Source organism: Pseudomonas sp. AC169 (assembly GCF_979258515.1).
Genome location: NZ_OZ409866.1, coordinates 5,366,659 through 5,387,545 on the forward strand (window position 1 = coordinate 5,366,659; position 20,887 = coordinate 5,387,545).

General features: G+C 60.2%; 21 protein-coding genes and 1 riboswitch. Of the genes, 5 read left to right on the forward strand and 16 right to left on the reverse strand.

Annotated features, from left to right (window positions below; all coding sequences use genetic code 11):
• Positions 1-401: 401 nt before the first annotated feature.
• Together metE and ACZZ0G_RS24065 are read left to right on the forward strand one after the other, a co-directional pair.
• Complete coding sequence (gene metE, locus ACZZ0G_RS24060; RefSeq protein WP_463557792.1) at positions 402-2,690, forward strand: 5-methyltetrahydropteroyltriglutamate--homocysteine S-methyltransferase; 2,289 nt, start codon at positions 402-404, stop codon at positions 2,688-2,690.
• A 194-nt stretch (positions 2,691-2,884) separates the two neighbouring features.
• Positions 2,885-3,436 carry a GNAT family N-acetyltransferase gene (locus ACZZ0G_RS24065; protein ID WP_463557793.1) on the forward strand — a complete coding sequence of 184 codons (552 nt, stop codon included), beginning with the start codon at positions 2,885-2,887 and terminating at the stop codon, positions 3,434-3,436.
• On the opposite strand, the gene ACZZ0G_RS24070 is transcribed toward ACZZ0G_RS24065, so the two are convergent.
• The 4 genes from ACZZ0G_RS24070 to ACZZ0G_RS24085 form a co-directional block, all read right to left on the reverse strand.
• The gene (locus ACZZ0G_RS24070; RefSeq protein WP_463557794.1) at positions 3,375-4,139 is read right to left on the reverse strand and encodes an ABC transporter ATP-binding protein; all 765 of its coding nucleotides are present in this window, start codon (positions 4,137-4,139) and stop codon (positions 3,375-3,377) included. The genes ACZZ0G_RS24065 and ACZZ0G_RS24070 overlap by 62 nt on opposite strands.
• Positions 4,136-5,140, reverse strand: a complete 1,005-nt coding sequence (locus ACZZ0G_RS24075; RefSeq protein WP_463558885.1) for a FecCD family ABC transporter permease — start codon at positions 5,138-5,140, stop codon at positions 4,136-4,138. Before ACZZ0G_RS24075 ends, ACZZ0G_RS24070 begins: the two co-directional genes overlap by 4 nt.
• Before the next feature lie 8 nt (positions 5,141-5,148).
• The gene (locus ACZZ0G_RS24080; RefSeq protein WP_463557795.1) at positions 5,149-6,162 is read right to left on the reverse strand and encodes an ABC transporter substrate-binding protein; all 1,014 of its coding nucleotides are present in this window, start codon (positions 6,160-6,162) and stop codon (positions 5,149-5,151) included.
• Positions 6,163-6,308: 146 nt separating this feature from the next.
• Positions 6,309-6,503: riboswitch (cobalamin riboswitch) on the reverse strand.
• 42 nt (positions 6,504-6,545) lie between these two features.
• Entirely contained in the window at positions 6,546-7,481 is a 936-nt protein-coding gene (locus ACZZ0G_RS24085) for a Ppx/GppA phosphatase family protein (RefSeq protein WP_463557796.1), read from the reverse strand.
• A gap of 399 nt (positions 7,482-7,880) precedes the next feature.
• On the opposite strand from ACZZ0G_RS24085, the gene ACZZ0G_RS24090 reads away from it, so the two are divergent.
• Both ACZZ0G_RS24090 and map read left to right on the forward strand, forming a co-directional pair.
• Positions 7,881-8,108 (forward strand): ParD-like family protein, encoded by a 228-nt coding sequence (locus tag ACZZ0G_RS24090; RefSeq protein ID WP_007918027.1) that lies wholly within the window; start codon positions 7,881-7,883, stop codon positions 8,106-8,108.
• Positions 8,105-8,896 (forward strand): type I methionyl aminopeptidase, encoded by a 792-nt coding sequence (gene map / locus ACZZ0G_RS24095; RefSeq protein ID WP_463557797.1) that lies wholly within the window; start codon positions 8,105-8,107, stop codon positions 8,894-8,896. The genes ACZZ0G_RS24090 and map overlap by 4 nt, the downstream gene beginning before the upstream one ends.
• A gap of 317 nt (positions 8,897-9,213) precedes the next feature.
• Here the strand turns inward: map and ACZZ0G_RS24100 are convergent, their stop codons facing one another.
• From ACZZ0G_RS24100 to ribBA, 5 genes are all read right to left on the reverse strand, one after another.
• Entirely contained in the window at positions 9,214-10,368 is a 1,155-nt protein-coding gene (locus ACZZ0G_RS24100; RefSeq protein ID WP_463557798.1) for an ABC transporter ATP-binding protein, read from the reverse strand.
• A 16-nt stretch (positions 10,369-10,384) separates the two neighbouring features.
• Positions 10,385-11,194 (reverse strand): ABC transporter permease, encoded by an 810-nt coding sequence (locus tag ACZZ0G_RS24105; protein WP_007918021.1) that lies wholly within the window; start codon positions 11,192-11,194, stop codon positions 10,385-10,387.
• A gap of 6 nt (positions 11,195-11,200) precedes the next feature.
• Positions 11,201-12,148, reverse strand: a complete 948-nt coding sequence (locus ACZZ0G_RS24110; protein WP_463558886.1) for an ABC transporter permease — start codon at positions 12,146-12,148, stop codon at positions 11,201-11,203.
• Entirely contained in the window at positions 12,145-13,170 is a 1,026-nt protein-coding gene (locus ACZZ0G_RS24115; protein ID WP_463557799.1) for an ABC transporter substrate-binding protein, read from the reverse strand. Before ACZZ0G_RS24115 ends, ACZZ0G_RS24110 begins: the two co-directional genes overlap by 4 nt.
• Before the next feature lie 417 nt (positions 13,171-13,587).
• Positions 13,588-14,697 carry a bifunctional 3,4-dihydroxy-2-butanone-4-phosphate synthase/GTP cyclohydrolase II gene (ribBA, locus tag ACZZ0G_RS24120; RefSeq protein ID WP_463557800.1) on the reverse strand — a complete coding sequence of 370 codons (1,110 nt, stop codon included), beginning with the start codon at positions 14,695-14,697 and terminating at the stop codon, positions 13,588-13,590.
• A gap of 68 nt (positions 14,698-14,765) precedes the next feature.
• Between ribBA and ACZZ0G_RS24125 the strand changes: the two genes are divergently transcribed.
• Complete coding sequence (locus tag ACZZ0G_RS24125) at positions 14,766-15,062, forward strand: DUF1330 domain-containing protein (protein WP_463557801.1); 297 nt, start codon at positions 14,766-14,768, stop codon at positions 15,060-15,062.
• 143 nt (positions 15,063-15,205) lie between these two features.
• Here ACZZ0G_RS24125 and ACZZ0G_RS24130 read toward each other — a convergent pair whose 3' ends face one another.
• From ACZZ0G_RS24130 to ACZZ0G_RS24160, 7 genes are all read right to left on the reverse strand, one after another.
• Entirely contained in the window at positions 15,206-15,769 is a 564-nt protein-coding gene (locus tag ACZZ0G_RS24130) for an NUDIX hydrolase (protein ID WP_463557802.1), read from the reverse strand.
• A 1-nt stretch (position 15,770) separates the two neighbouring features.
• On the reverse strand, positions 15,771-16,523 hold the full coding sequence (locus ACZZ0G_RS24135; protein WP_463557803.1) for a GntR family transcriptional regulator: 753 nt from the start codon (positions 16,521-16,523) through the stop codon (positions 15,771-15,773).
• 42 nt (positions 16,524-16,565) lie between these two features.
• Positions 16,566-16,970: a carboxymuconolactone decarboxylase family protein gene (locus ACZZ0G_RS24140; RefSeq protein ID WP_463557804.1), complete on the reverse strand. Its 405-nt coding sequence runs from the start codon at positions 16,968-16,970 to the stop codon at positions 16,566-16,568.
• 131 nt (positions 16,971-17,101) lie between these two features.
• Entirely contained in the window at positions 17,102-17,587 is a 486-nt protein-coding gene (locus tag ACZZ0G_RS24145) for a flavin reductase family protein (RefSeq protein WP_016984497.1), read from the reverse strand.
• Between the two features lie 12 nt (positions 17,588-17,599).
• Entirely contained in the window at positions 17,600-19,081 is a 1,482-nt protein-coding gene (locus tag ACZZ0G_RS24150) for an aldehyde dehydrogenase (RefSeq protein ID WP_105705041.1), read from the reverse strand.
• On the reverse strand, positions 19,078-19,911 hold the full coding sequence (locus tag ACZZ0G_RS24155; RefSeq protein ID WP_463557805.1) for an alpha/beta fold hydrolase: 834 nt from the start codon (positions 19,909-19,911) through the stop codon (positions 19,078-19,080). The genes ACZZ0G_RS24150 and ACZZ0G_RS24155 overlap by 4 nt, the downstream gene beginning before the upstream one ends.
• A 31-nt stretch (positions 19,912-19,942) precedes the next feature.
• A complete protein-coding gene (locus tag ACZZ0G_RS24160; protein WP_007917992.1) occupies positions 19,943-20,533 on the reverse strand; it encodes an amino acid synthesis family protein in 591 nt (196 codons plus the stop codon).
• Positions 20,534-20,887 lie beyond the last annotated feature (354 nt).

The following is a 20,887-nucleotide window of genomic DNA, read 5'->3' on the forward strand; positions in this document are numbered from 1 at the left end:
CTAGGTGGTGTTGATCGCGTTCCAATCGCGGGGAAAAGACTCGCGTGCAACATAGGCTCAGACATCAGCTGTCGCAACCTTTAGTCGGTCGCCAATTCAGCCATTTCGATCTAACGATAGATCGAAATCAAAGACCTGCCGGGGCGGGTTTGAGTGCGTTTACACAGAGGCGTCATCGAGTTTTCAAAGGGCGTCGTTACGATCACCAATCGCTTGATCTGTGAAGAAATTTCCTGCTGCGAAAACGGCTTGGTGTTTTGCCAATGCGCAAGTCAGAGGCGTTTTCAGCGATGATTTGATCATGAGGAAAGCTCGTGTTGATCAAGATTAAAATGAGTTTGTCTCACTAGGCTCCGATGCCGACAATGGCCCCCATCAACAAGACATTGGAGTTGTTTGTTATGGCACTGGCCCATTCCCTTGGATTTCCGCGCATCGGTCGCGACCGCGAACTGAAGAAAGCGCAAGAGGCGTTCTGGAAAGGAGAACTGAACGAGGCCGGCCTGCGTGATGTTGGCCGTGAGCTGCGCAAGGCCCACTGGGACCTGCAGAAAAACGCCGGTATCGAACTGCTGCCGGTCGGCGACTTCGCCTGGTACGACCAGGTCCTGACGCATTCGCTGATGTTCGGTGTGATCCCTGAGCGCTTCCGCCCGCACGATGGCAAAGCCAATCTGCAAACCCTGTTCGCCATGGCCCGTGGCGTCAGCGACAGTTGCTGCGGCGGTGCGCACGCCCAGGAAATGACCAAGTGGTTCGACACCAACTACCACTATCTGGTCCCGGAATTCAGTGCTGATCAGCAGTTTCAGTTGGGCTGGGATCAACTCTTTGAAGAAGTCGAAGAAGCTCGCGCACTGGGCCATAACGTCAAACCGGTGATCATCGGCCCGCTGACTTATCTGTGGCTGGGCAAGGCAAAAGGCGCCGAGTTCGACAAGCTGGAATTGCTTGATCGTCTGCTGCCGCTGTACGGCCAGATCTTTGCGCGCCTCGCCGCTCAAGGCGTGGAATGGGTGCAGATCGACGAGCCGATTCTGGTGCTTGATCTGCCACAGGAATGGAAGAACGCTTTCGAGCGTGCCTACAACCAGATCCAGCGTGATCCGCTGAAGAAACTGCTGGCCACGTACTTTGGTGGCCTGGAAGAAAACCTTGGACTGGCGGCGAACCTTCCCGTCGATGGCCTGCACATCGATCTGGTGCGCGCACCGGAGCAGTACCCGACCATTCTTGATCGTCTGCCGGCCTATAAAGTGTTGTCCCTGGGCGTGGTCAATGGCCGTAACGTCTGGCGTTGCGATCTGGAAAGTGCCTTGGCGACGTTGCAGCATGCCCATGAGCGTCTGGGTGATCGTTTGTGGGTCGCGCCGTCCTGTTCGCTGCTGCACAGTCCGGTGGATCTGGGCCGTGAAGACAAACTCGACGCCGAACTGAAAAGCTGGCTGGCCTTCGCCGTGCAGAAGTGCGAAGAAGTCGCGGTTCTGGCGCAAGCGGTCAACGCACCGGAAGCGCCGAAAGTGCTGCGTGCACTGACTGAGAGCCGTTCGGTGCAGGCGGCCCGCGCTGCGTCGCCGCGTATTCACAAACCGGCCGTTCAGGCTCGTGTCGCCGCGATTACAGCCAAGGACAGTCAGCGTCAATCGCTGTTCGCCCAGCGTATTGCCAAGCAGCGCGCCGGTCTCGATCTACCGCTGTTCCCGACCACAACCATCGGTTCGTTCCCGCAAACCGCGTCGATCCGCCTCGCTCGCCAGTCGTTCAAACAGGGCAAGCTGACCGAAGCCGAATACACCGAAGCCATGCACAGCGAAATTCGCCACGCGGTGGAAATCCAGGAGCGTTTGGGCCTTGATGTGCTGGTACACGGTGAGGCCGAGCGCAACGACATGGTCGAGTATTTTGCCGAGCAACTCGACGGCTATGTGTTCACCCGTTTCGGCTGGGTGCAGAGCTACGGTTCGCGTTGCGTGAAACCGGCGGTGATCTTCGGCGACCTCAGCCGCCCGAAAGCCATGACCGTCGAGTGGATCCGCTACGCGCAAGGCCTGACCGACAAGGTCATGAAAGGCATGCTGACCGGGCCGGTGACCATGCTGATGTGGTCGTTCCCCCGTGAAGACGTCAGCCGTGAAGTGCAGGCGCGGCAACTGGCGCTGGCGATCCGCGATGAAGTGGTGGATCTGGAAGCTGCCGGCATCAGGATCGTGCAGATCGACGAAGCGGCGTTCCGTGAAGGTCTGCCGTTGCGTCAGGCGCAGTGGCAACATTATCTGGATTGGGCGACCGAGGTGTTCCGCCTGTGTGCCTCCGGTGTGCGAGACGAAACGCAGATTCACACGCACATGTGCTACAGCGAATTCAACGATGTGATCGAGTCGATTGCGGCGATGGATGCCGACGTGATCACCATCGAGACTTCGCGTTCGGACATGGAATTGCTGGAGGCCTTCGAAGCCTTCGCTTACCCGAACGACATCGGCCCGGGTGTCTACGACATTCACTCACCGCGCATTCCGGATGCTTCGGAAATGGCTGATCTGCTGCGCAAGGCGGCCAAGCGGATTCCGGCTGAGCGGCTGTGGGTCAACCCGGATTGCGGTTTGAAAACCCGTGGCTGGCCGGAGACGGAAGCGGCGCTGGTGCACATGGTTACCGCTGCCCGCCAGCTGCGCAAAGAATTGGCGTAACGCTCAAACGGTATGACACCCGATCCTGTGGGAGCGAGCTTGCTCGCGAAAGCATCCTGTCAGTCAACATCATTGTTGGATGCGCGAGCAGGCTCGCTCCCACAGGGTTTTGTGCAAGTCATAAGATTCTGGATGGCTTCGCGGGACCTGTTGTTGCTACTGTGCCCAGCCGCAGTTCAGGTGTTTGCCGCTACATGAGTGATCAACCCGTTATCCAGGCCGTGTCCGACGCAGATATTCCTGAAGTTCTGAATTTTGTTCTTAAGGCCCGTGCCGAGCTTTTCCCCAAGCTCAGCGCGACCGGCATGCCCGACGATCTGGCGCGTTTTGCCGAGGTGTATCTGCGTGGGGCAGGGCGCTTTCTGATCGCTCGCCACGAAGGGCAAATCGTCGCGTCCATCGGCTATCTCCCTTACGACCGGCGCTTCCCGCACTTGCCCTATCCGGACCTTGAAGTGGTGGAAATCGTCCGTCTGTTTGTCCTGCCATCGCAGCGCCGCTCCGGCCTGGCCGGCGCACTGTATCGATCACTCAAAGATCTGGCGCTCGCCAATGAAGTAGAACTGATCTACCTGCACACCCATCCGTTTTTACCGGGCGCCATCGCGTTCTGGCAGCGGCAGGGTTTCGAGATTATTGACGTCGACGCTGACCCGATATGGCAGACCACTCACATGCACAGCGTCATGAGTGGAATCGAAGAATCTGCGCCCCATCGAACGGGTCCGTCAGATAGTGCGCCCTGACCCCGAACGTCTCCTGTAACCGCTGCGGTGTCAGCACCTCCAGCGGCTTGCCCAACGCCACCAGCCGCCCGTGCTCCAGCACCGCCAGACGATCGCATTTCAACGCCTGATTAAGATCATGCAGCGCGATCAGCGTGGTTACCGGCAGCGCCTGCACCACATTGAGAATGGTCAGTTGATGCTGAATATCGAGGTGGTTGGCCGGCTCGTCCAGCAACAGAATCTGCGGTCGCTGCGCCAAGGCGCGAGCGATATGAACCCGCTGTCGTTCGCCACCGGACAGACTGCGCCAGAGTCGGGTGCGCAGGTGCATCGCGTCAACGTCGGTCAGCGCCTGCTGAACAATCGCGTCGTCCGCCGCCGACCACGGCTGCAGCGCCGACAGCCAGGGCGTGCGCCCCAACGCAACGGCGTCGAACACGCGAATGCCGTCGTCGGTGTCGGCCTGTTGTTCGACCACCGCAAGCTTTTGCGCAATGCTGCGCCGGGCCATTTTGCCCAAGCGCTGGCCTTCGAGCAGGACCTCGCCAGCGCTCGGTTCGCGCAACCCGGCCAGCAGTTTGAGCAGCGTGGATTTCCCCGAGCCATTCGGCCCGACGATCCCCAGCGTTTCGCCGCGCTGCACCTCAAGGCTGACACCGTTAAGCAACTCGGCGCCGCGCACCTTGAACGTCAGGCCAGAACAACTCAACACACTGTTCATCGTGCGGACCTGCGGCCAACCAGAATCAAGGCAAATACCGGCGCGCCAACCAGCGCGGTAATCACCCCGACCGGAATCACCTGACCCTTGATCAAGGTTCGCGACAACACATCAGCGGCAATCAAAAACACCGCACCGCCCAAGGCACTGGCCGGCAGCAACCGCGCGTGACCGGTGCCAAGCAACAGCCGCGCGGCGTGGGGGATCACCAGACCGACAAAACCGATCGAGCCGACAATCGACACCATTACTGCCGTCACCAGCGCCGCGCAGCCAATCAGCAGAATCTGTACGCGTCGCACCGGAATACCGAGGGATGCCGCCGAATCCGCGCCAAAGGTAAACGCATCCAGCGCCCGCCGATGCCACAAGCACACGACCAACCCCAACAACGCCACCGGCACCGCGAGCCACACCGATGGCCAGCGCACGCCACCGAGATTGCCCAGCAGCCAGAACATGATCCCGCGTGCCTGCTCGGAGCTGGCCGAGCGGGTGATCAGAAACGCCGTCAGCGCGTTGAACAACTGCGAGCCGGCGATCCCCGCGAGAATGATTTGCCCGGTGCCGCTCGCCGAGCCGCTGACCCGCGCCAACAGAATCACCAGCACAAATGCGGTCACTGCCCCGGCAAAGGCTCCGACTGATAACGAGATCATTCCGGCGCCAACCCCGAGCAGCGCCACCATCACCGCTCCGGTCGAGGCGCCGGCAGAAATCCCCAGCAGATACGGATCGGCCAACGGATTTCGCAGCAGCGACTGCAAGATCACCCCGCACGTCGCCAGACCGGCGCCGCATGCGGCCGCGACCAGTGCGCGGGTCAAGCGGTAGTTCCAGACGATGCCTTCGTCGATCGGGTCGAGCGCGTACCCGGCGCCCCACAATTTGTTCGCCAGCACTTGCACGACCACGCCCGGCTCAATCGAGGTTTCGCCGATGGCCACGCCAGCGACCACTGCAATCAACAGCATCGCCAAGGCCAGCAACGTACGGAGCAGGCTGGCACTCATTGCGACAGGTCATAGCCGTTGATGGCCGTGGCCAATTGCTCGATACCCTCGAACATGCGCAGGCTGGCCTGCATGGCCATGGCGTCGAGAATGATGATGCGGTTATGTTTCACCGCGTCCATGTTGCGCGTTACCGGATCGCTGCGCAGGAAGGCGAGTTTCTTTTCATAGTCGTCAGCAGGGAAGCGGCGACGATCCATGCGCGCGATGACGAGAAAGGTTGGATTGGCCTTGGCGATGGTTTCCCAGCCGACCGTTGGCCACTCCTCATCGGATTCCACCACGTTGCGCACGCCGAGGGTGCTGAGCATGAAATCGGGAATGCCTTTGTGCCCGGCCACGAACGGCTCGATGTCCATTTGTGCGCTGGAGAACCAGACCAGCGCGCTGGCGTCCTTGAGTTGTTTGCCGTGGGCGGTGGCAATCGATTTGGCGAGGCTGGCCTTGAGCTCGTCATTGAGCTGCTGGCCACGCTCCTGCACATCAAAGATCTGCGCCAGTTGGCTCACGCTTTTGTAAATCGTCTCGATGCGAAACGGCGCCAGTCGCGTGCCATCGGCGCCGACAAGGTTGTCCTTGGCTTCGCAATCGGAGGGCAGCAGGTACGTCGGAATCTTCAGTTCATGAAACTGCTCGCGGGTGCCCACCGCACCTTGTGGGCCGACCATCCATTCCAGCTCCACGGCGACCAGTTCCGGACGCTTGCCGATCACCGATTCAAAGCTCGGTTCGTTATCGGCCAGACGCTCGATCTGGTCGTTCTGCGCCTTGTATTTGGCCAGCACGTTGTTGAACCACAGTGAGGTGCCGACGACTTTGTCGCTCAGACCCATGGCGTAGAGCATTTCCGTGCCGGCCTGGCCGATGGTCACGGTGCGCGCAGGCGCGTGCTGAAAGGTCAGGTGGCTGCCACAGTTTTCGATGGTCAGCGGGTATTGAGTGGGTGCCGCATGGGCCAGCGTGCAAAGACTCAGACCGGTGATGAGGGTGGCAACGCGAGGCAGCAGCATGGGGCAGTCTCCAATGGATCCGTACGGGGAGCGGGGAGGGTACGGATTGGAAACACACCGTCGAACGCGATCATGGAAACCTGCGCAAGGCCGGCATTTAATCAAAAGACGCGCGGCACGATGTCCTTCCCGGACACCCCGCCGGTTAGTCAGTCACTGTGCCGGCAGGTCTCCTGACTGATGCGTCATCGCCTGGCTCCGGCCTTCCCGGGAGTCATCCCAGTGGCAGTCGTGGAGCAGGCTCGGCACCTACAGTTGCGGGGGCAGTTCCGATTGATGCTGTGCAAGCATTTCGGATTCCCTATTAATCCCGTGTGGAAACCGGCGGCGGCATGGTAGTCGATCGCGCCGCTGAAGGGGAGACGAATCTGTCGTGGCGAGGATTAGTGTTGGCTCATCAAACTGTGCAACACGCCTAAACGCAGGCCTGGTTCCGACGGCAGCATTTGCGCAATGCCGAACACTTTGAATGCCGCGAGCATCAACACCAGACCGCCGGGCAGAATGCTCTGGCGGTGTGGTTGCAGGCCGGCCAGTTTCAGTTGCTGGACGTTGTTCACCTTCAGCAGAAGCAACGACAGGCGTAGTAGCCCGCCGTAGGTGATGCCGTCCTGATCGTAGTCGTTGAGGCGATTGGCCTTGAGCACTTTGGCCAGCATGCGCGCAGTGCCGGAAGAACCGATGGTTTGCTGCCAGCCCTGAGCACGGTAGCGTCGGGCAACCTTTTCAAACTGCAGTATGGCAAAGCGCTCGGCTTCCTGCAGCGCGCCGGCGGACACATCGCCGCCGCGAAAGAAGCGCGTGCTCAAGGTGCCGCTGCCGATGGCGATACTCTCGGTCAGCAACGGTTGTGAACCCTGGCCGAGAATCAGCTCAGTGGAACCGCCACCGATGTCGACCACCAGGCGCAGGTCTGCGGCGCTCGGCAAGGCGTGGGTCACGCCGGCGTAGACCAGTCGCGCCTCTTCATGGCCGCAAATCACGTCGATGGGAAAGCCCAGATGCCGTTCGGCACTGGCCAGAAACAGCTGCGCGTTATCAGCCTCGCGCACTGCGCTGGTTGCCACCGCGCGCACCCGACCCGCCTCGAAACCGCGCAGTTTTTTGCCGAACCGCGCCAATGCCTGCCAACCGCGATCCAGTGCCAACGCATCCAGCGCACCACCGTCAAAGCCTTCGGCAAGCCGCACCGGCTCACGCAGGGTTTTCACCTCCTGAATCTGCAAGCCCTTTCGACTGCGCACCGACTGGCCGATCATCAGCCGGAAGGCATTCGAACCCAGGTCGATGGCGGCAAACAGCGAGGCGTCTTGTTTCATGGGAATCCTTGCACAGCATCCGCCCGAAGGCTCAAGACGGTTTGCGAGGATTCTGCCGTGATCTTGATGACATCCTGATGACGGGGCAGGGGCGGTTCAATGAATGTGAGGCTGTCATGACACTGTCATTATTCGGCGCCTATGCTGAGGCCAATACATCGCGTGTTCTTAAAGTTTTTGCTGCCATTTTTGGCAGCTTTTTTTTGCCTGCGATTTAGTAGCTGATCGTTCCCACGCTCCGCGTGGTAATGCCTCTAGGGACGCTCCGCGTCCAGCGACGCGGAGCGTCACGGGCTGCATTTCCACGCGGAGCGTGGGAACGATCAGCGTGTGTGTTTGCAATTTTGGTGGAGTCTTGGCTAATATACGATCCATATACACATCGTATCGGATTCATATATGGGCATCGTAAAGATTTCAGAGGACATGCACGAGAACCTGCGTATCTCCAGCAACGCCCTCAGCCGCTCGATCAACGCGCAGGCCGAGCACTGGATGCGCATCGGCATGCTCGCCGAACTGCACCCCAACCTCGACCACAGCGCCATTTGCCGCTTGCTGATCCGCGCCGAACAGAACGGCGGGCTGGATCTGCAACAACTGACTCAGGAAGCCGTCAGCGCATGAGAAACCAGATCAAGATCAACACCCCGGCCGAGATCGCCCAATCGCGCGCTGCCGGCAAACTCGCCGCTGAAGTGCTGGCGATGCTGGTGCCGCACGTCAAGGCTGGCGTCACTACGGATCAGCTCGATCAACTGTGTAATGACTACATCGTCAACGTGCAGAAAGCCGTGCCGGCCAACGTCGGCTATCACGGTTTTCCGAAAACCGTCTGCGCGTCCGTCAACGACGTGGTCTGCCACGGGATTCCCTCAGGCACGCCGTTGAAGGATGGCGACATCGTCAACCTCGACATCGCGGTGATCAAGGATGGCTGGTTCGGTGATACCAGCCGCATGTACGTGGTCGGTGAGGCGACGCCTGAGGCGCAGCACCTGATCAAGACCACCTATGACGCCATGTGCGCGGGTATTCGTGTGGTGAAACCGGGCGCGACGTTGGGCGACATCGGCCACGCGATCCAGACGCTGGCGGAGAAAGAAGGTTTCAGCGTAGTGCGCGAGTACTGCGGGCACGGGATCGGCAAGGTCTATCACGATGAGCCGCAGATTCTGCATTACGGCTTCCCGAATCAGGGCATGAAGCTCAAGGCCGGGATGATTTTTACCGTGGAGCCGATGCTTAATGCCGGTAAGCGTCATGTGAAGAACATGCCGGATGGCTGGACGGTGCTGACCAAAGATGGCTCGTTGTCGGCGCAATGGGAGCATATGGTGGCGGTGACGGAGACCGGGTTTGAAATCCTTACGGCGTGGCCGGACGAAATCGATGGCTACCGGCCGATTACTTGATACCGCGTCGTCTGTTTCCCTCACCCTAGCCCTCTCCCAGAGGGAGAGGGGACTGACCGTGGTGTTCTTTTGAGGTACGCCGACTTCGGATACCGAGTCGAACTCAAGTTTTGAACGGCACGGAGATTGGCTCCCTCACCCTAGCCCTCTCCCGGAGGGAGAGGGGACTGACCGAGTTGTCCTGACGAGTTACGCCGACTTGGGATACCGAGTCGAACTGGGGTTTTGAACAGCATGAAGATCGGCTCCCTTTCCCCCTCGCCCCCACTGGGGGAGAGGGCTGGGGTGAGGGGGTAAATCTCACAGACAAAACCCTATCAGTGAGAACCAGCAGCCTTGTTCAGATCGCTTTCAGTCCATTCGGTATACACGCAAGCATCAGCCGTAGCCCAGCGCACCTGCACCGGATCCCCGGCCTTGAGCGGCATGCCGGCGGCGGACAACGCTTTCACCGTCATCGAAGTCCCGCCCGAAGTGACCACGCTGCAAGTCTGGCTCTCACCCAGAAACAGCACTTCCACAACCTTCGCTGAAACCTCATTCCACCCCGACGGCAACGGTTCGCTGATCGCTTGCGCCACGCTCAACGCCAGTGCCTTTTCCGGCCGCACCATCAGCAATACATCCTGATCCGTATGCAACCCGGCCGTCAGTCGAATCGACAGCGACTGTCCTTCAAACGAAGCCGCCGCATTGCCCTGCGCCTTGAGCTTGAGGAAGTTCGAATTGCCCAGAAACGACGCCACAAACGCATTCGGCGGATTCTGATAAAGGTCATAACCACTGCCCAAACCCACAATCTTGCCGTGACTGAAAATCGCGATGCGCTGCGACAAACGCATGGCTTCTTCCTGGTCGTGAGTCACGTAAACAATGGTGATGCCCAGTCGGCGATGCAGTTGGCGCAGTTCATCCTGCAAGTCTTCGCGGAGCTTTTTATCCAGCGCACCGAGCGGTTCGTCCATCAGCAGAATGCGCGGCTCGTAGACCAAGGCGCGGGCGATGGCGACACGTTGTTGCTGACCGCCAGACAGTTGCGAAGGGCGGCGATGGGCGAATTGCTCAAGCTGCACCAGCTTCAGCATCGCATCGACACGCTTCTCACGTTCGGCCGCCGCCAGTTTGCGAATCGCCAAGGGAAAGGCGATGTTGTCGCGCACCGACAGATGCGGGAACAGCGAATAGCGCTGGAACACCATGCCGATGTCACGCTTGTGCGGCGGCACATTCACCAGCGATTCACCGTTGACGAGGATCTCGCCGCTGCTCGGCGTTTCAAACCCGGCGAGCATCGACAGCGTGGTGCTTTTGCCCGAGCCGCTGGAACCAAGGAACGTGAGGAATTCACCGTCCTTGATGTCCAGCGAGATGTTGTCGACGGCGGCAAAGTCGCCGTAGTGTTTGTTCAGGTTGCGCAGGCTGACCAGGGGTTTGTCATTCTGCTGGGAAGCGTCTTTGATCACGGCACTCATGTCGTACTCCTGGCGCTCAAGCGCTGATTTCGTTGCGCCGGCGCAGTGCGGCGGCGATGACCATGACCAAAACAGACAAGCCGATCAGCAGCGTCGAAGCGACGGCGATCACTGGCGTCAGGTCCTGGCGCAAGGTGGTCCACATTTTTACGGGAAGGGTTTGCAGGGTCGGGCTGGCCATCATCACGCTGAGCACCACTTCGTCCCACGAAACGAGGAAGGCGAAGAGGGCGCCGGCGACCATGCCCGGACGGATCGCCGGGAATGTCACCTTGAACACCGCTTGCAGGCGTGACGCACCGCAAATCACCGCCGCGTCTTCAATCGACTGATCAAACAGCTTCAGCGAGTTGATGATCGAAATGATGGTGAACGGCAGCGCGACGATCACATGGCTGACGACGAAGGCGAACATCGTCCCGGTGTAACCGAGCTTGAGGAACAGCGCGTACACCGCTACGGCGATGATCACCAGCGGCACGATCATCGGCAGGGTGAACAGACCGTAGAGCATTTCCCGGCCTGGGAAACGTCCACGCACCAGCGCAAACGCAGTCGGCAAACCGAGGGCCACAGCGCAAATCGTCGTGAGGACAGCAACTTTGAGGCTCGCTGCGGCAGCGTTCATCCAGTCGGGGTTGGAGAAGAACTGGCCGTACCATTTCAGCGTCCAGCCCGGTGGCGGAAATACCAGCCACTGCGAAGAGCCGAACGACAGCAGCACGATGAACACGATCGGCAACAGCAGGAACAGACCGATCAGCCCGGTGGTGGCGTAGAGACCGAAGCGCATGCGCCGGCTCATCGCATTAGGGGTCAGGAGCATGTCGGCTTACCTCGCGTTACTGGCGCCAACCGGGGATTCCGGCTGAAGCTTCAGGTAGAAGTAGAACAGTACCAAAGTGATCGCGATCAGCAACGCGGCGCCGGCACTGGCCAGGCCCCAGTTGAGGAACGATTGCACCTGCTGAATGATGAACTCCGGCAGCATCATGTTCTGCGCCCCGCCGAGCAGCGCCGGGGTGACGTAGTAACCGAGCGACATCACGAAAACCATCAAACCGCCGGAGGCCAGACCCGGCCGGCACAGCGGCAGGAACACCCGGAAGAAGTTGGTCCACGGACTGGCGCCGCAGATCGAACCGGCCTGCAGGATCATCGGGTCGATGGCCTGCATGGTCGCCTGCAACGGCAGGACGATGAACGGAATCATGATGTAGCTCATGCCGATCACCACGCCGGTCAGGTTATGGACCATTTCCAGCGGCTGATCGATGATGCCCATCGCCATCAAGGCCTTGTTGATCACGCCCGAAGCCTGCAGCAGCACCAGCCACGAATAGGTGCGGGCGAGTAGGCTGGTCCACATCGACAGCAGCACGATGTTGAGGATCCAGCGCCCCCAGCCGCGCGGCACCAGAGTGATCGCCCAGGCCAGTGGAAAGCCCAGCAGCAGGCTGAACAGTGTTACCAGCCCGGCCACCGAAAAGGTGTTGAGCAACACTCGAGCGTACGCCGAGTTGGCGAACAGTTGTTCATAGTTGCCAAGGCCCGGCGTCGGTTCGAGCACGCCGCGCAACAGCAGGCCAATCAACGGCGCGAGAAAGAACAGGCCGATGAACAGCAGCGCTGGCGCGAGGTTGCCGGCGCCGCGCCAGCGTTGTCTGAGGGTCGGGGCTTGCTGCATCGCAACCGCCGGTGTTCCGTGGGCCGAACCGGCAGCGCCATTGGCGCTCCCGGTGGCAGTGGAGGGACGGGACGCGGTGGCCGCCATTTTCATTTGACCAGCCATTCGTTCCACCGTGTCGCGATGGACTGGCCGTTTTTGGCCCAGTACGCGAAATCAAGAGTGATCTGATCCTTAGCGTAGGCAGTCGGCAGGTTGGGGGCCAGCGTCGAATCCAGACGCTCCACACTGTCGAGGTTGACCGGGGCGTAGGCGGTCAGGTTGGAAAAGTCGGCCTGGCCTTTGGCGCTGCTGGCGCTGGCCAGAAACTTCATCGCCGCGTCCTTGTTTTTCGAGCCTTTTGGAATCACCAGAATGTCGGCCATGACCAGGTTCTGTTTCCAGCTCACGCCGACCGGTGCGCCGTCTTCTTGCAGGGCGTGAATGCGACCGTTCCAGAACTGGCCCATGCTCGCTTCACCGGACGCCAGCAGTTGCTGCGACTGCGCGCCGCCGCCCCACCAGACGATGTCTTTCTTGATGGTGTCGAGTTTCTTGAAGGCGCGATCCAGATCCAGCGGGTAGAGCTTGTCGGCCGCTACGCCATCGGCCAGCAGCGCCAGTTCGAGCACGCCGGGGCTTGGCCATTTATACAGGGCGCGTTTGCCGGGGTAGGTTTTGGTGTCGAACAGGGCGCTCCAGTCCTGCGGCTTGTTGGCGCCGAGTTTGCCCTCGTTGTAACCGAGGACGAAGGAGAAAAAGAATGAGCCGACGCCATAATCGCTGACGAAACGCGGGTCGATCTTGTCGCGTTGAATGACTTTGAAATCGAGGGGCTCGAGCAGGCCTTCAGCGGCGGCGCGCAGGGCGAAATCGGCTTCGACATCGACCACGTCCCACTGCACGTTGCCGCTCTCGACCATGGCTTTGAGTTTGCCGTAGTCGGTCGGGCCGTCCTGCACGACGGTAATGCCGCTGGCCTTGCTGAACGGATCGGCCCAGGCCTGTTTCTGCGCATCCTGGGTGCTTCCGCCCCAGCTGACGAAGTTCACGCTTTCGGCAGCCATTGCAGCCTGGCCGGTGACGCTGAGCAGTCCCGCAAAAAAGATCGCGGTTGCAGCTTTGTTCAACACCATGTTCACGCCCTCATTGTTGTGTTTTTGAGCGGGCTTGCGTTGTTGCCCGCCTATCGGGAGCAGTAGCCGGACGTTCGTTGGAGTGTCCGGTCTATGGAATATCATATTATGGTATTCCAAACTTTGTGCAAGCACTTTGCCTTACCGGTTATCTGGCGGTGGGTGATTTTTTCACTGAGAGATGTGTAGAAATTTTAGATCCAGCCCCTCACCCCAGCCCTCTCCCAATGGGAGAGGGGGAAAGGGAGCAGATCTTCATACCGTTCAAAATCGAGCTCGACTCGGCATTGGAACGCGAGCTGATCTTCGTGCTGTTCAAAACCTGAGTTCGGCTCGGTATCTCAGGTCGGCGTATAGCGACTAAACACCTCGGTCGGCTCCCTCTCCCTCGGGGAGAGGGCTGGGGTGAGGGCAGCTTCACTCGGTAAACGGAATACTCTCGACCACCTCCAGGTCATACCCGGTCAACCCGGCATATTTCAGCGGCGGCCCGAGATGCCGGAGCTTGCCCACCCCCAGATTCTGCAAAATCTGCGCCCCAGTCCCCACCTCCGAATAAATCCGCGATTGCGAACGGCTGAACTGCCGTGGCGGCTGGGTCAGTTGCGGCACCCGCTCCAGCAACGCCTGCGAAGACTCATGATTGGCCAGCACCACAACAACCCCATGCCCCTCAGCCGCGACCCGTTGCAACGCCGCCCACAGCGTCCAGTTCGTCGGCCCGCTGTACTCGGCACCGACCAGATCACGCAACGGATCGATCACGTGCACGCGCACTAGCGTCGGCTCTTCACGGCGCAGATCGCCCATGACCATCGCCATGTGCACGCCACCTTCGATGCGGTCCTCAAAGGTGATCAAACGGAACGTGCCATGCACCGTCGGCAGCTCGCGTTCGCCAATGCGCTCGATGGTGTGTTCGGTGCTCAGGCGATAGTGGATCAGGTCGGCAATGGTGCCGATCTTGATCTCGTGCTTGCGCGCAAACACTTCCAGATCCGGACGGCGAGCCATGGTGCCGTCGTCGTTCATCACCTCGACAATTACCGAGGCCGGGGTAAAACCAGCCAAACGAGCCAGATCGCAACCCGCTTCGGTATGCCCGGCGCGGGTCAGCACGCCACCTTCCTTGGCGCGCAGCGGGAAGATATGGCCCGGCTGCACCAGGTCTTCAGCGCGGGCATTCGGCGCGACGGCAGCGGCAACCGTGCAGGCACGATCCGCCGCCGAGATGCCGGTGGTCACGCCAACCGCCGCTTCGATCGACACGGTAAACGCGGTGCTGAACACGCTGCCATTGGACGGCACCATTTGCTCCAGGCCCAGACGCTGGCAATGTTCGTCGGTCAGGGTCAGGCAGATCAGCCCGCGCGCTTCGCGGGCCATGAAGCTGATCGCCTCCGGCGTGCAACGGTCGGCGGCCAGCAGCAGGTCGCCTTCGTTCTCGCGGTCTTCGTCATCGACCAGCAGGACCATTTTGCCGAGGCGATAATCTTCGATGATTTCTTCGATGCTGTTGAAGGCCATGCTGGACTCTCAGGGTTCGTTGGAAATATATTGGTATACCATAATACAAAATCAACAAAGAGGTCACTATGAAGGCGTACTGGATTGCTCACGTGGATATAGCCGATGCCGATCACTACAGCCAATACACCCAGCGCGCGCCCGCGGCGTTCGCTGAGTTTGGCGCGAAGTTTCTGGCAAGAGGCGGGCGCAGTGAGGCGATGGAAGGGCGCAAGACGCCGCAGCGCAGTGTGGTGATCGAATTCGAGAGTTACGAAAAAGCTGTGGCGTGCTACCACTCGGCGGCGTACCAGGAAGCGAGAAGTTATCGCGAAGAATGGGCGAGGGCGGAGATCATCATCGTCGAAGGCATCGCCCCACTCTGAAGCCCACGGTATTGATCGTTCCCACGCTCCGCGTGGGAATGCCTCTTCGGACGCTCCGCGTTCGGCTTTGAAAGGGACGCGGAGCGTCCCGGGCTGCATTCCCACGCGGAGCGTGGGAACGATCAGAAGAGCGGGCTGCGTGATCAGCGAATAAAGTGAATCTTGCCGCTATCGTCATTACCCATGTAAATCCCATACACCCCAGCCTGGCGCTCTTCGATATAGCGCTCGAGAATCTGCCGGATCGCCGGGTAATAGATCTGTTCCCACGGAATGTCTTCAGGCGCAAAGAACTTGTAATCGAGGGTTTCCGGCCCGTATTGCCCGGTGATCTCCAGCGCGGTCGCACGGAAGATGATGTACACCTCGCTGATCTTCGGCACGCTGAAAATCGAGTACGGCGAGACGATTTCCGCACGCACGCCGCTTTCCTCCCAGACTTCGCGAATGGCAGCTTGCTCGGTGGTCTCGCCGCTTTCCATGAACCCGGCCGGCAGCGTCCAGGTGCCCGGGCGCGGTGGGATCGCCCGTTGGCACAAGAGGTATTTGCCGTCCTGCTCAATGATGCAGCCGGCAATGATCTTCGGATTGACGTAGTGGATGTAGCCGCAGCCGCGGCACATCAGGCGCTCGTGCGTATCGCCCGCCGGTATCTGCTGACCGAGGTCAGGGCCACCGCATTTCGGGCAAAAGCTCGGGCTGAACATGTCATTGACCTATGCGCGGTTCTTTCAGCGCGATGGGCAGGGTGATCGCAGGCGTCGCGCCTGTTTCTTCCTGTTTGCGCTTGAGATAGTCGAGGGCCACGGCAGCCGCTGCGCGAACGTGATCGACACAGGCCTGATGCGCCACCAGCGGGTCGCCGCTCTTGATTGCCGCGACCATTTTTTCCATTTCCTGATTACTCGCACCGCGACGGTTTTCCTGCGATACCGAAGTCGCACGCAGGTAGCTGATGCGCGCCTGCAACTGACGCAACTGTGTGGCCGCGACATGGTTGCCCGAGCCTTCGAGCAGCACGTCGTAGAAACCCTGCACCGAGTCGATAACTTGTTGCAGTTCGCCGTCCTTGAGCGCTTTGCGGTTGTCGTCGAGGGCTTTTTCCAGGGCTTTGATGTCCTTGGCTTTGGCGCGCAAGGTGAACAGCTGCACGATCAAGCCTTCGAGCACGCAGCGCAGTTCGTAGATATCGACGGCATCGGCCAACGTGATGATGGCGACACGCGGGCCCTTGGCATCGGCGAATTCCACCAGGCCTTCGGATTCGAGGTGACGCAAGGCTTCACGCACGGAGGTGCGGCTGACGCCCAGGCGATCGCACAGATCGCGCTCGACCAGGCGATCACCGGGCATGAGCTGGAAATTCATGATCGCGCTACGCAGTTTATCCAGCACGATTTCGCGCAGGGTAACGGGGTTGCGATTGACCTTGAAGCTGTCGTCGAGTGGCTGGCGTTTCATGGGGTCCGCTCTTTCGGTTGGCTGTCCATGCCAGACGGGCATCTAAACAGCCGAGGGGTTAACTGAGGCTTCGGCGTCGGCTTCGGCAAAGGCTTCACGGGCCAGCCGGAAACTGTCCACGGCTGCCGGAACGCCGCAATAAATGCCGACCTGAAGCAGAATTTCGCGTATTTGCTCACGACTCAAGCCGTTACGCAAGGCGCCACGCACATGCAGCTTGAGTTCGTGCGGGCGGTTGAGCGCCGAGATCATCGCCAGGTTGATCATGCTGCGCTCCTTGAGCGACAAGCCTTCGCGACCCCAGACATGGCCCCAGCAGTATTCGGTGACCATTTCCTGCAGGGGGCGGGTGAAGTCGTCGGCGTTCTCGATAGAACGCTGGACGTAGGCTTCGCCCAGTACCTGAGTGCGGATCTTCAGGCCTTTTTCGTATTTTTCGTTATTCATCATTCCTCCTCACGACACCGATCCCTTGTGTAGGAGCTGCCGAAGGCTGCGATCTTTTGATCTTGCTCTTGAAAATCAAAGTCAAAAGATCGCAGCCTTCGGCAGCTCCTACAGAGACGTGTGTGAATCCGTCAGGCCAATGTCGGCAACGGCCCAAGCTTGCCTTTGTGGTAAATCATCGGCGTCACCGGTTGCGCGGGCAGGATCAGGTTCTTCACCGCGCCAACGATAATCGCGTGATCACCACCATCGTATTCACGCCACAACTCGCACTCGATGATCGCCGTGGCTTTGGCGAGGATCGGGTTACCGAGTTCGCTCAAATGCCACTCGATGTCCTTGGCCTTGTCCTTGCCTTTACCGGCAAACGCATAGGCCTCGGCGGTCTGATCAGCGGACAGCAAATGGATCGCGAATTTCTTGCTGTCACGCAACACCGGGTAAGTGTCGGAAGCGTAGTTGGGGCAGAACAGCACCAGCGCCGGGTCAATAGACAGCGCACTGAAGGCGCTGGCGGTGATGCCGACGATCCCGCCTTCGGGGTCAACGGTAGTAACCACCGTAACGCCGGACGGGAACGAGCTCATGACGTCTTTGTAAATGCCGGGTTCGATCATTTCGCAGGACTCCTAGCGCATCACAAACGGATCAGGCATCGGTGCCTGAGACAGGTTGATCCACACCGTTTTCAGTTCGGTGTAGGCCAGCACCGAATCGATGCCGCTTTCGCGTCCATAGCCACTGTTCTTGAAGCCGCCGATCGGCGCCATGGCCGACACCGCGCGGTAAGTGTTGACCCAGATGATCCCCGAGCGCACATCACGAGCGAGGCGATGAGCCCGGCCCAAATCACGCGTCCAGATGCCCGCCGCGAGTCCGAACTGCGAGTCGTTGGCGATCGCCAGCGCTTCGGCTTCATCTTTAAAGCGAATCACCGAAGCCACCGGGCCGAAGACTTCTTCCTGCATGATCTTCATCGAATTGCGGTCGCATTCGAACAGCGTCGGCTCGTAGAACCAGCCCTCGCCGAGATCGGTCGGGCGCTTGCCGCCAGTGCGCAAACGCGCGCCCTCGGCGATGGCATCGGCGACCAGACCTTCGACCACCGCCAGTTGTTGCGCGGTGGCCATCGGGCCCATTTCACTGTTGTCTTCTTGCGGGTTGCCGATGCGGATGCGCTGGGCGCGCTCGACCAGCCGGCTGACGAACTCGTCGTAGATTTCGTCCTGCACCAAAAGACGCGAACCGGACACGCAGCTCTGACCGGACGCCGCGTAGATCCCGGCAATCGCGCCGTTGATCGCGCTGTCCAGATCGGCGTCGGCGAAGATGATGTTCGGCGACTTGCCGCCCAGCTCCAGCGACAACTTGGCGAAGTTCTCGGCACTGCTGCGCACCACATGCCGCGCCGTCGCCGCGCCGCCAGTGAAGGCAATCTTGCGGATCAGCGGGTGGCGGGTGAGGGCGGCGCCGGTGCTCGGGCCGTAACCGGTGACGACGTTAACCACGCCCGGCGGAATCCCGGCTTCGAGGGCCAGACGTGCCAGCTCAAGAATGGTTGCCGAGGCGTGCTCGGACGGCTTGATCACAATCGTGTTGCCGGCGGCGAGGGCCGGGGCAAGTTTGATTGCGGTCAGGTACAGCGGGCTGTTCCACGGAATGATCGCAGCGACCACGCCCATCGCTTCGTGCACGGTGTAAGCGAACAAATCCGGCTTATCCAGCGGCAACGTGCCGCCTTCAAGCTTGTCGGCAAGGCCGGCGGTGTAGTGGAAAAACTCCGGCAGATAACTGACTTGGCCACGGGTCTCGCGGATCAGCTTGCCGTTGTCGCGGCTTTCCAGCTGCGCCAGTTGTTCTTTATTTTCGGCGATCAAATCACCGAGACGGCGCAGCAATTTGCCGCGAGCGGTGGCGGTCAGGCCACGCCAGGCCGGGCTGTCGAAAGCAGTCTGTGCCGATTGCACGGCGCGTTCGACGTCCGCTTCATCGGCGTCAGGCAGCTCGGCCCAGGCTTGTGCCGTGGCCGGGTTAAGGCTTTCGAAGGTCTTGCCGGAGAGGGCATCGACCCATTCTCCGCCGATGCACATCTGGAAGCGTGCGAGTGTCATGCAACGATCCCCTTTATATGGTTTTGTCGGGAGTGTGCGAATTGGAGAAATTCCAGCAGCGTCTGATTGACCAGACGCGGCGACTCTACGGGCATCATATGCCGTTGCTCGGGCAGCACGGCAACCTTCGCACCGGGGATGCGTCGGGCCAGTTGCTCGGCCATTTCCGGGGTCGAACCCGGGTCGAGTTCGCCAGTAGCGATCAGCGTCGGCGCCTGAATGCTGCCCAGATCGTCAACACGGTACATGTCTTGGGTGGCAAACAATTCGTAGGTGGTCAGGTAGCCTTGCGGATCATTGCCGGCTAGGGTCTGGCGAATCGCCGCGATCTGCGCCGGGTTGGCCGCCTGATATTCGCGGCTGAACCAGCGTGAGAGTGCCGCTTCGGCGTTGGCGTCCGGGCCGTGCTCGGCTGCTTGCGCGGTGCGAGCGATGACGCCGGCTCGCTGTTTTTCGCTGCGGTTGAACACGCTGTTCAACACCACCAGGCTTTGCAAGCGCTCCGGATAATGCAGGGCAAAGGCCCGCGCAACCAGACCGCCCATGGAGAAACCGATCACCGCTGCCTGCGGCAGATTCAGGTGATCGAGCAGCTCCAGCAACTGATCGGCGTAACCGAGCAGGGCGGTGCCGCTGGCCGGTCGCGGGCTGGCGCCATGGCCGAGCATGTCGTAGGCGATCACCCGGTATTGGCTGGACAGACCGACAATCTGCCCGCCCCACATTTCTTTGTTCAGGCCCACGCCGTGGATCAAAACCACGGGCTGGCCTTGGCCGGTCGCCAGGTAACTGGTGCCAGCCGGGGTGAGTTCAGCGGTGAGCCGAATCATGGAGCGCTCCTGCAGTGCCTTTTTATTGTGATTACTGGGCTTTTTCGGCGGCCAGTTCTTCCAGATCGATGTAGCGGTTGCCAATGCGCGGGTGCAGGCGACCACCGTCGGCGCAACCCAGCACGACGACGATTTCGTCGGCACGTGGCGCGTCTTCGATCTGCATTTCCAGAGTGATGTAGTGCGAACGCTGACCTTCGTCGTCCTTGTGCATCATCGGGATCTGAATCGAAGTGCCCGGGCCGCCGCGCTTGTTGGTGAAGCTCAGGTAGCTCTTGGCGTTGACCGCTTCGCGGTAGTGGTTGCCGAAGCGCAGGGTGTGGATCACCGCGGAGGCGTGTTCGATCTCGCCATCAGCGCCGACCACAGCGGCTTTGCCGTAGGCCTCGATCTTTTCCGCGCCGCCGATGATGCCGACCAGACGCTCAACCATCAGTGCACCGAGGTCGGAGCAATTGGCGCGGATCTGCGGCTTGAGGTCTTCAACGAAACCGTTGCCCACCCAAGGGTTTTTCATCACCACGGCGAGACCGACCATGGTCACTGGCTTGTCAGTGGCTTTGCCGCCTTCGATGAAGGTTTCTTCGACATAGCTGACGATCTTGCGAATTTCGAAACTCATGAGCTGCTCCGTTGAGGGATTGAGAGTGTCTGTGCGTCTGATGGTATACCATAATACCGATCGTGCAAGTCCCCTCGATGACTTTTGCCGCATCACCCCGGCGAATGGTCATGTATTCAACTCCCGCAGCCACCACCAACCCCTGTGGGAGCGAGCTTGCTCGCGAAGAGGCCCTTTCAGTCGACATGTTCATTGCCTGACCCGGCGCTTTCGCGAGCAAGCTCGCTCCCACAGGGGAATTTCTTCGTTACAGAGGGCCGCTTTCGGTTAACAAAAGATAACGTGGCGCCGATTGTCAGACGTTTCCAAAGCCCGATAGGATGAGCCAGCTTCCGAAGTGGCTCTGGATTGCGG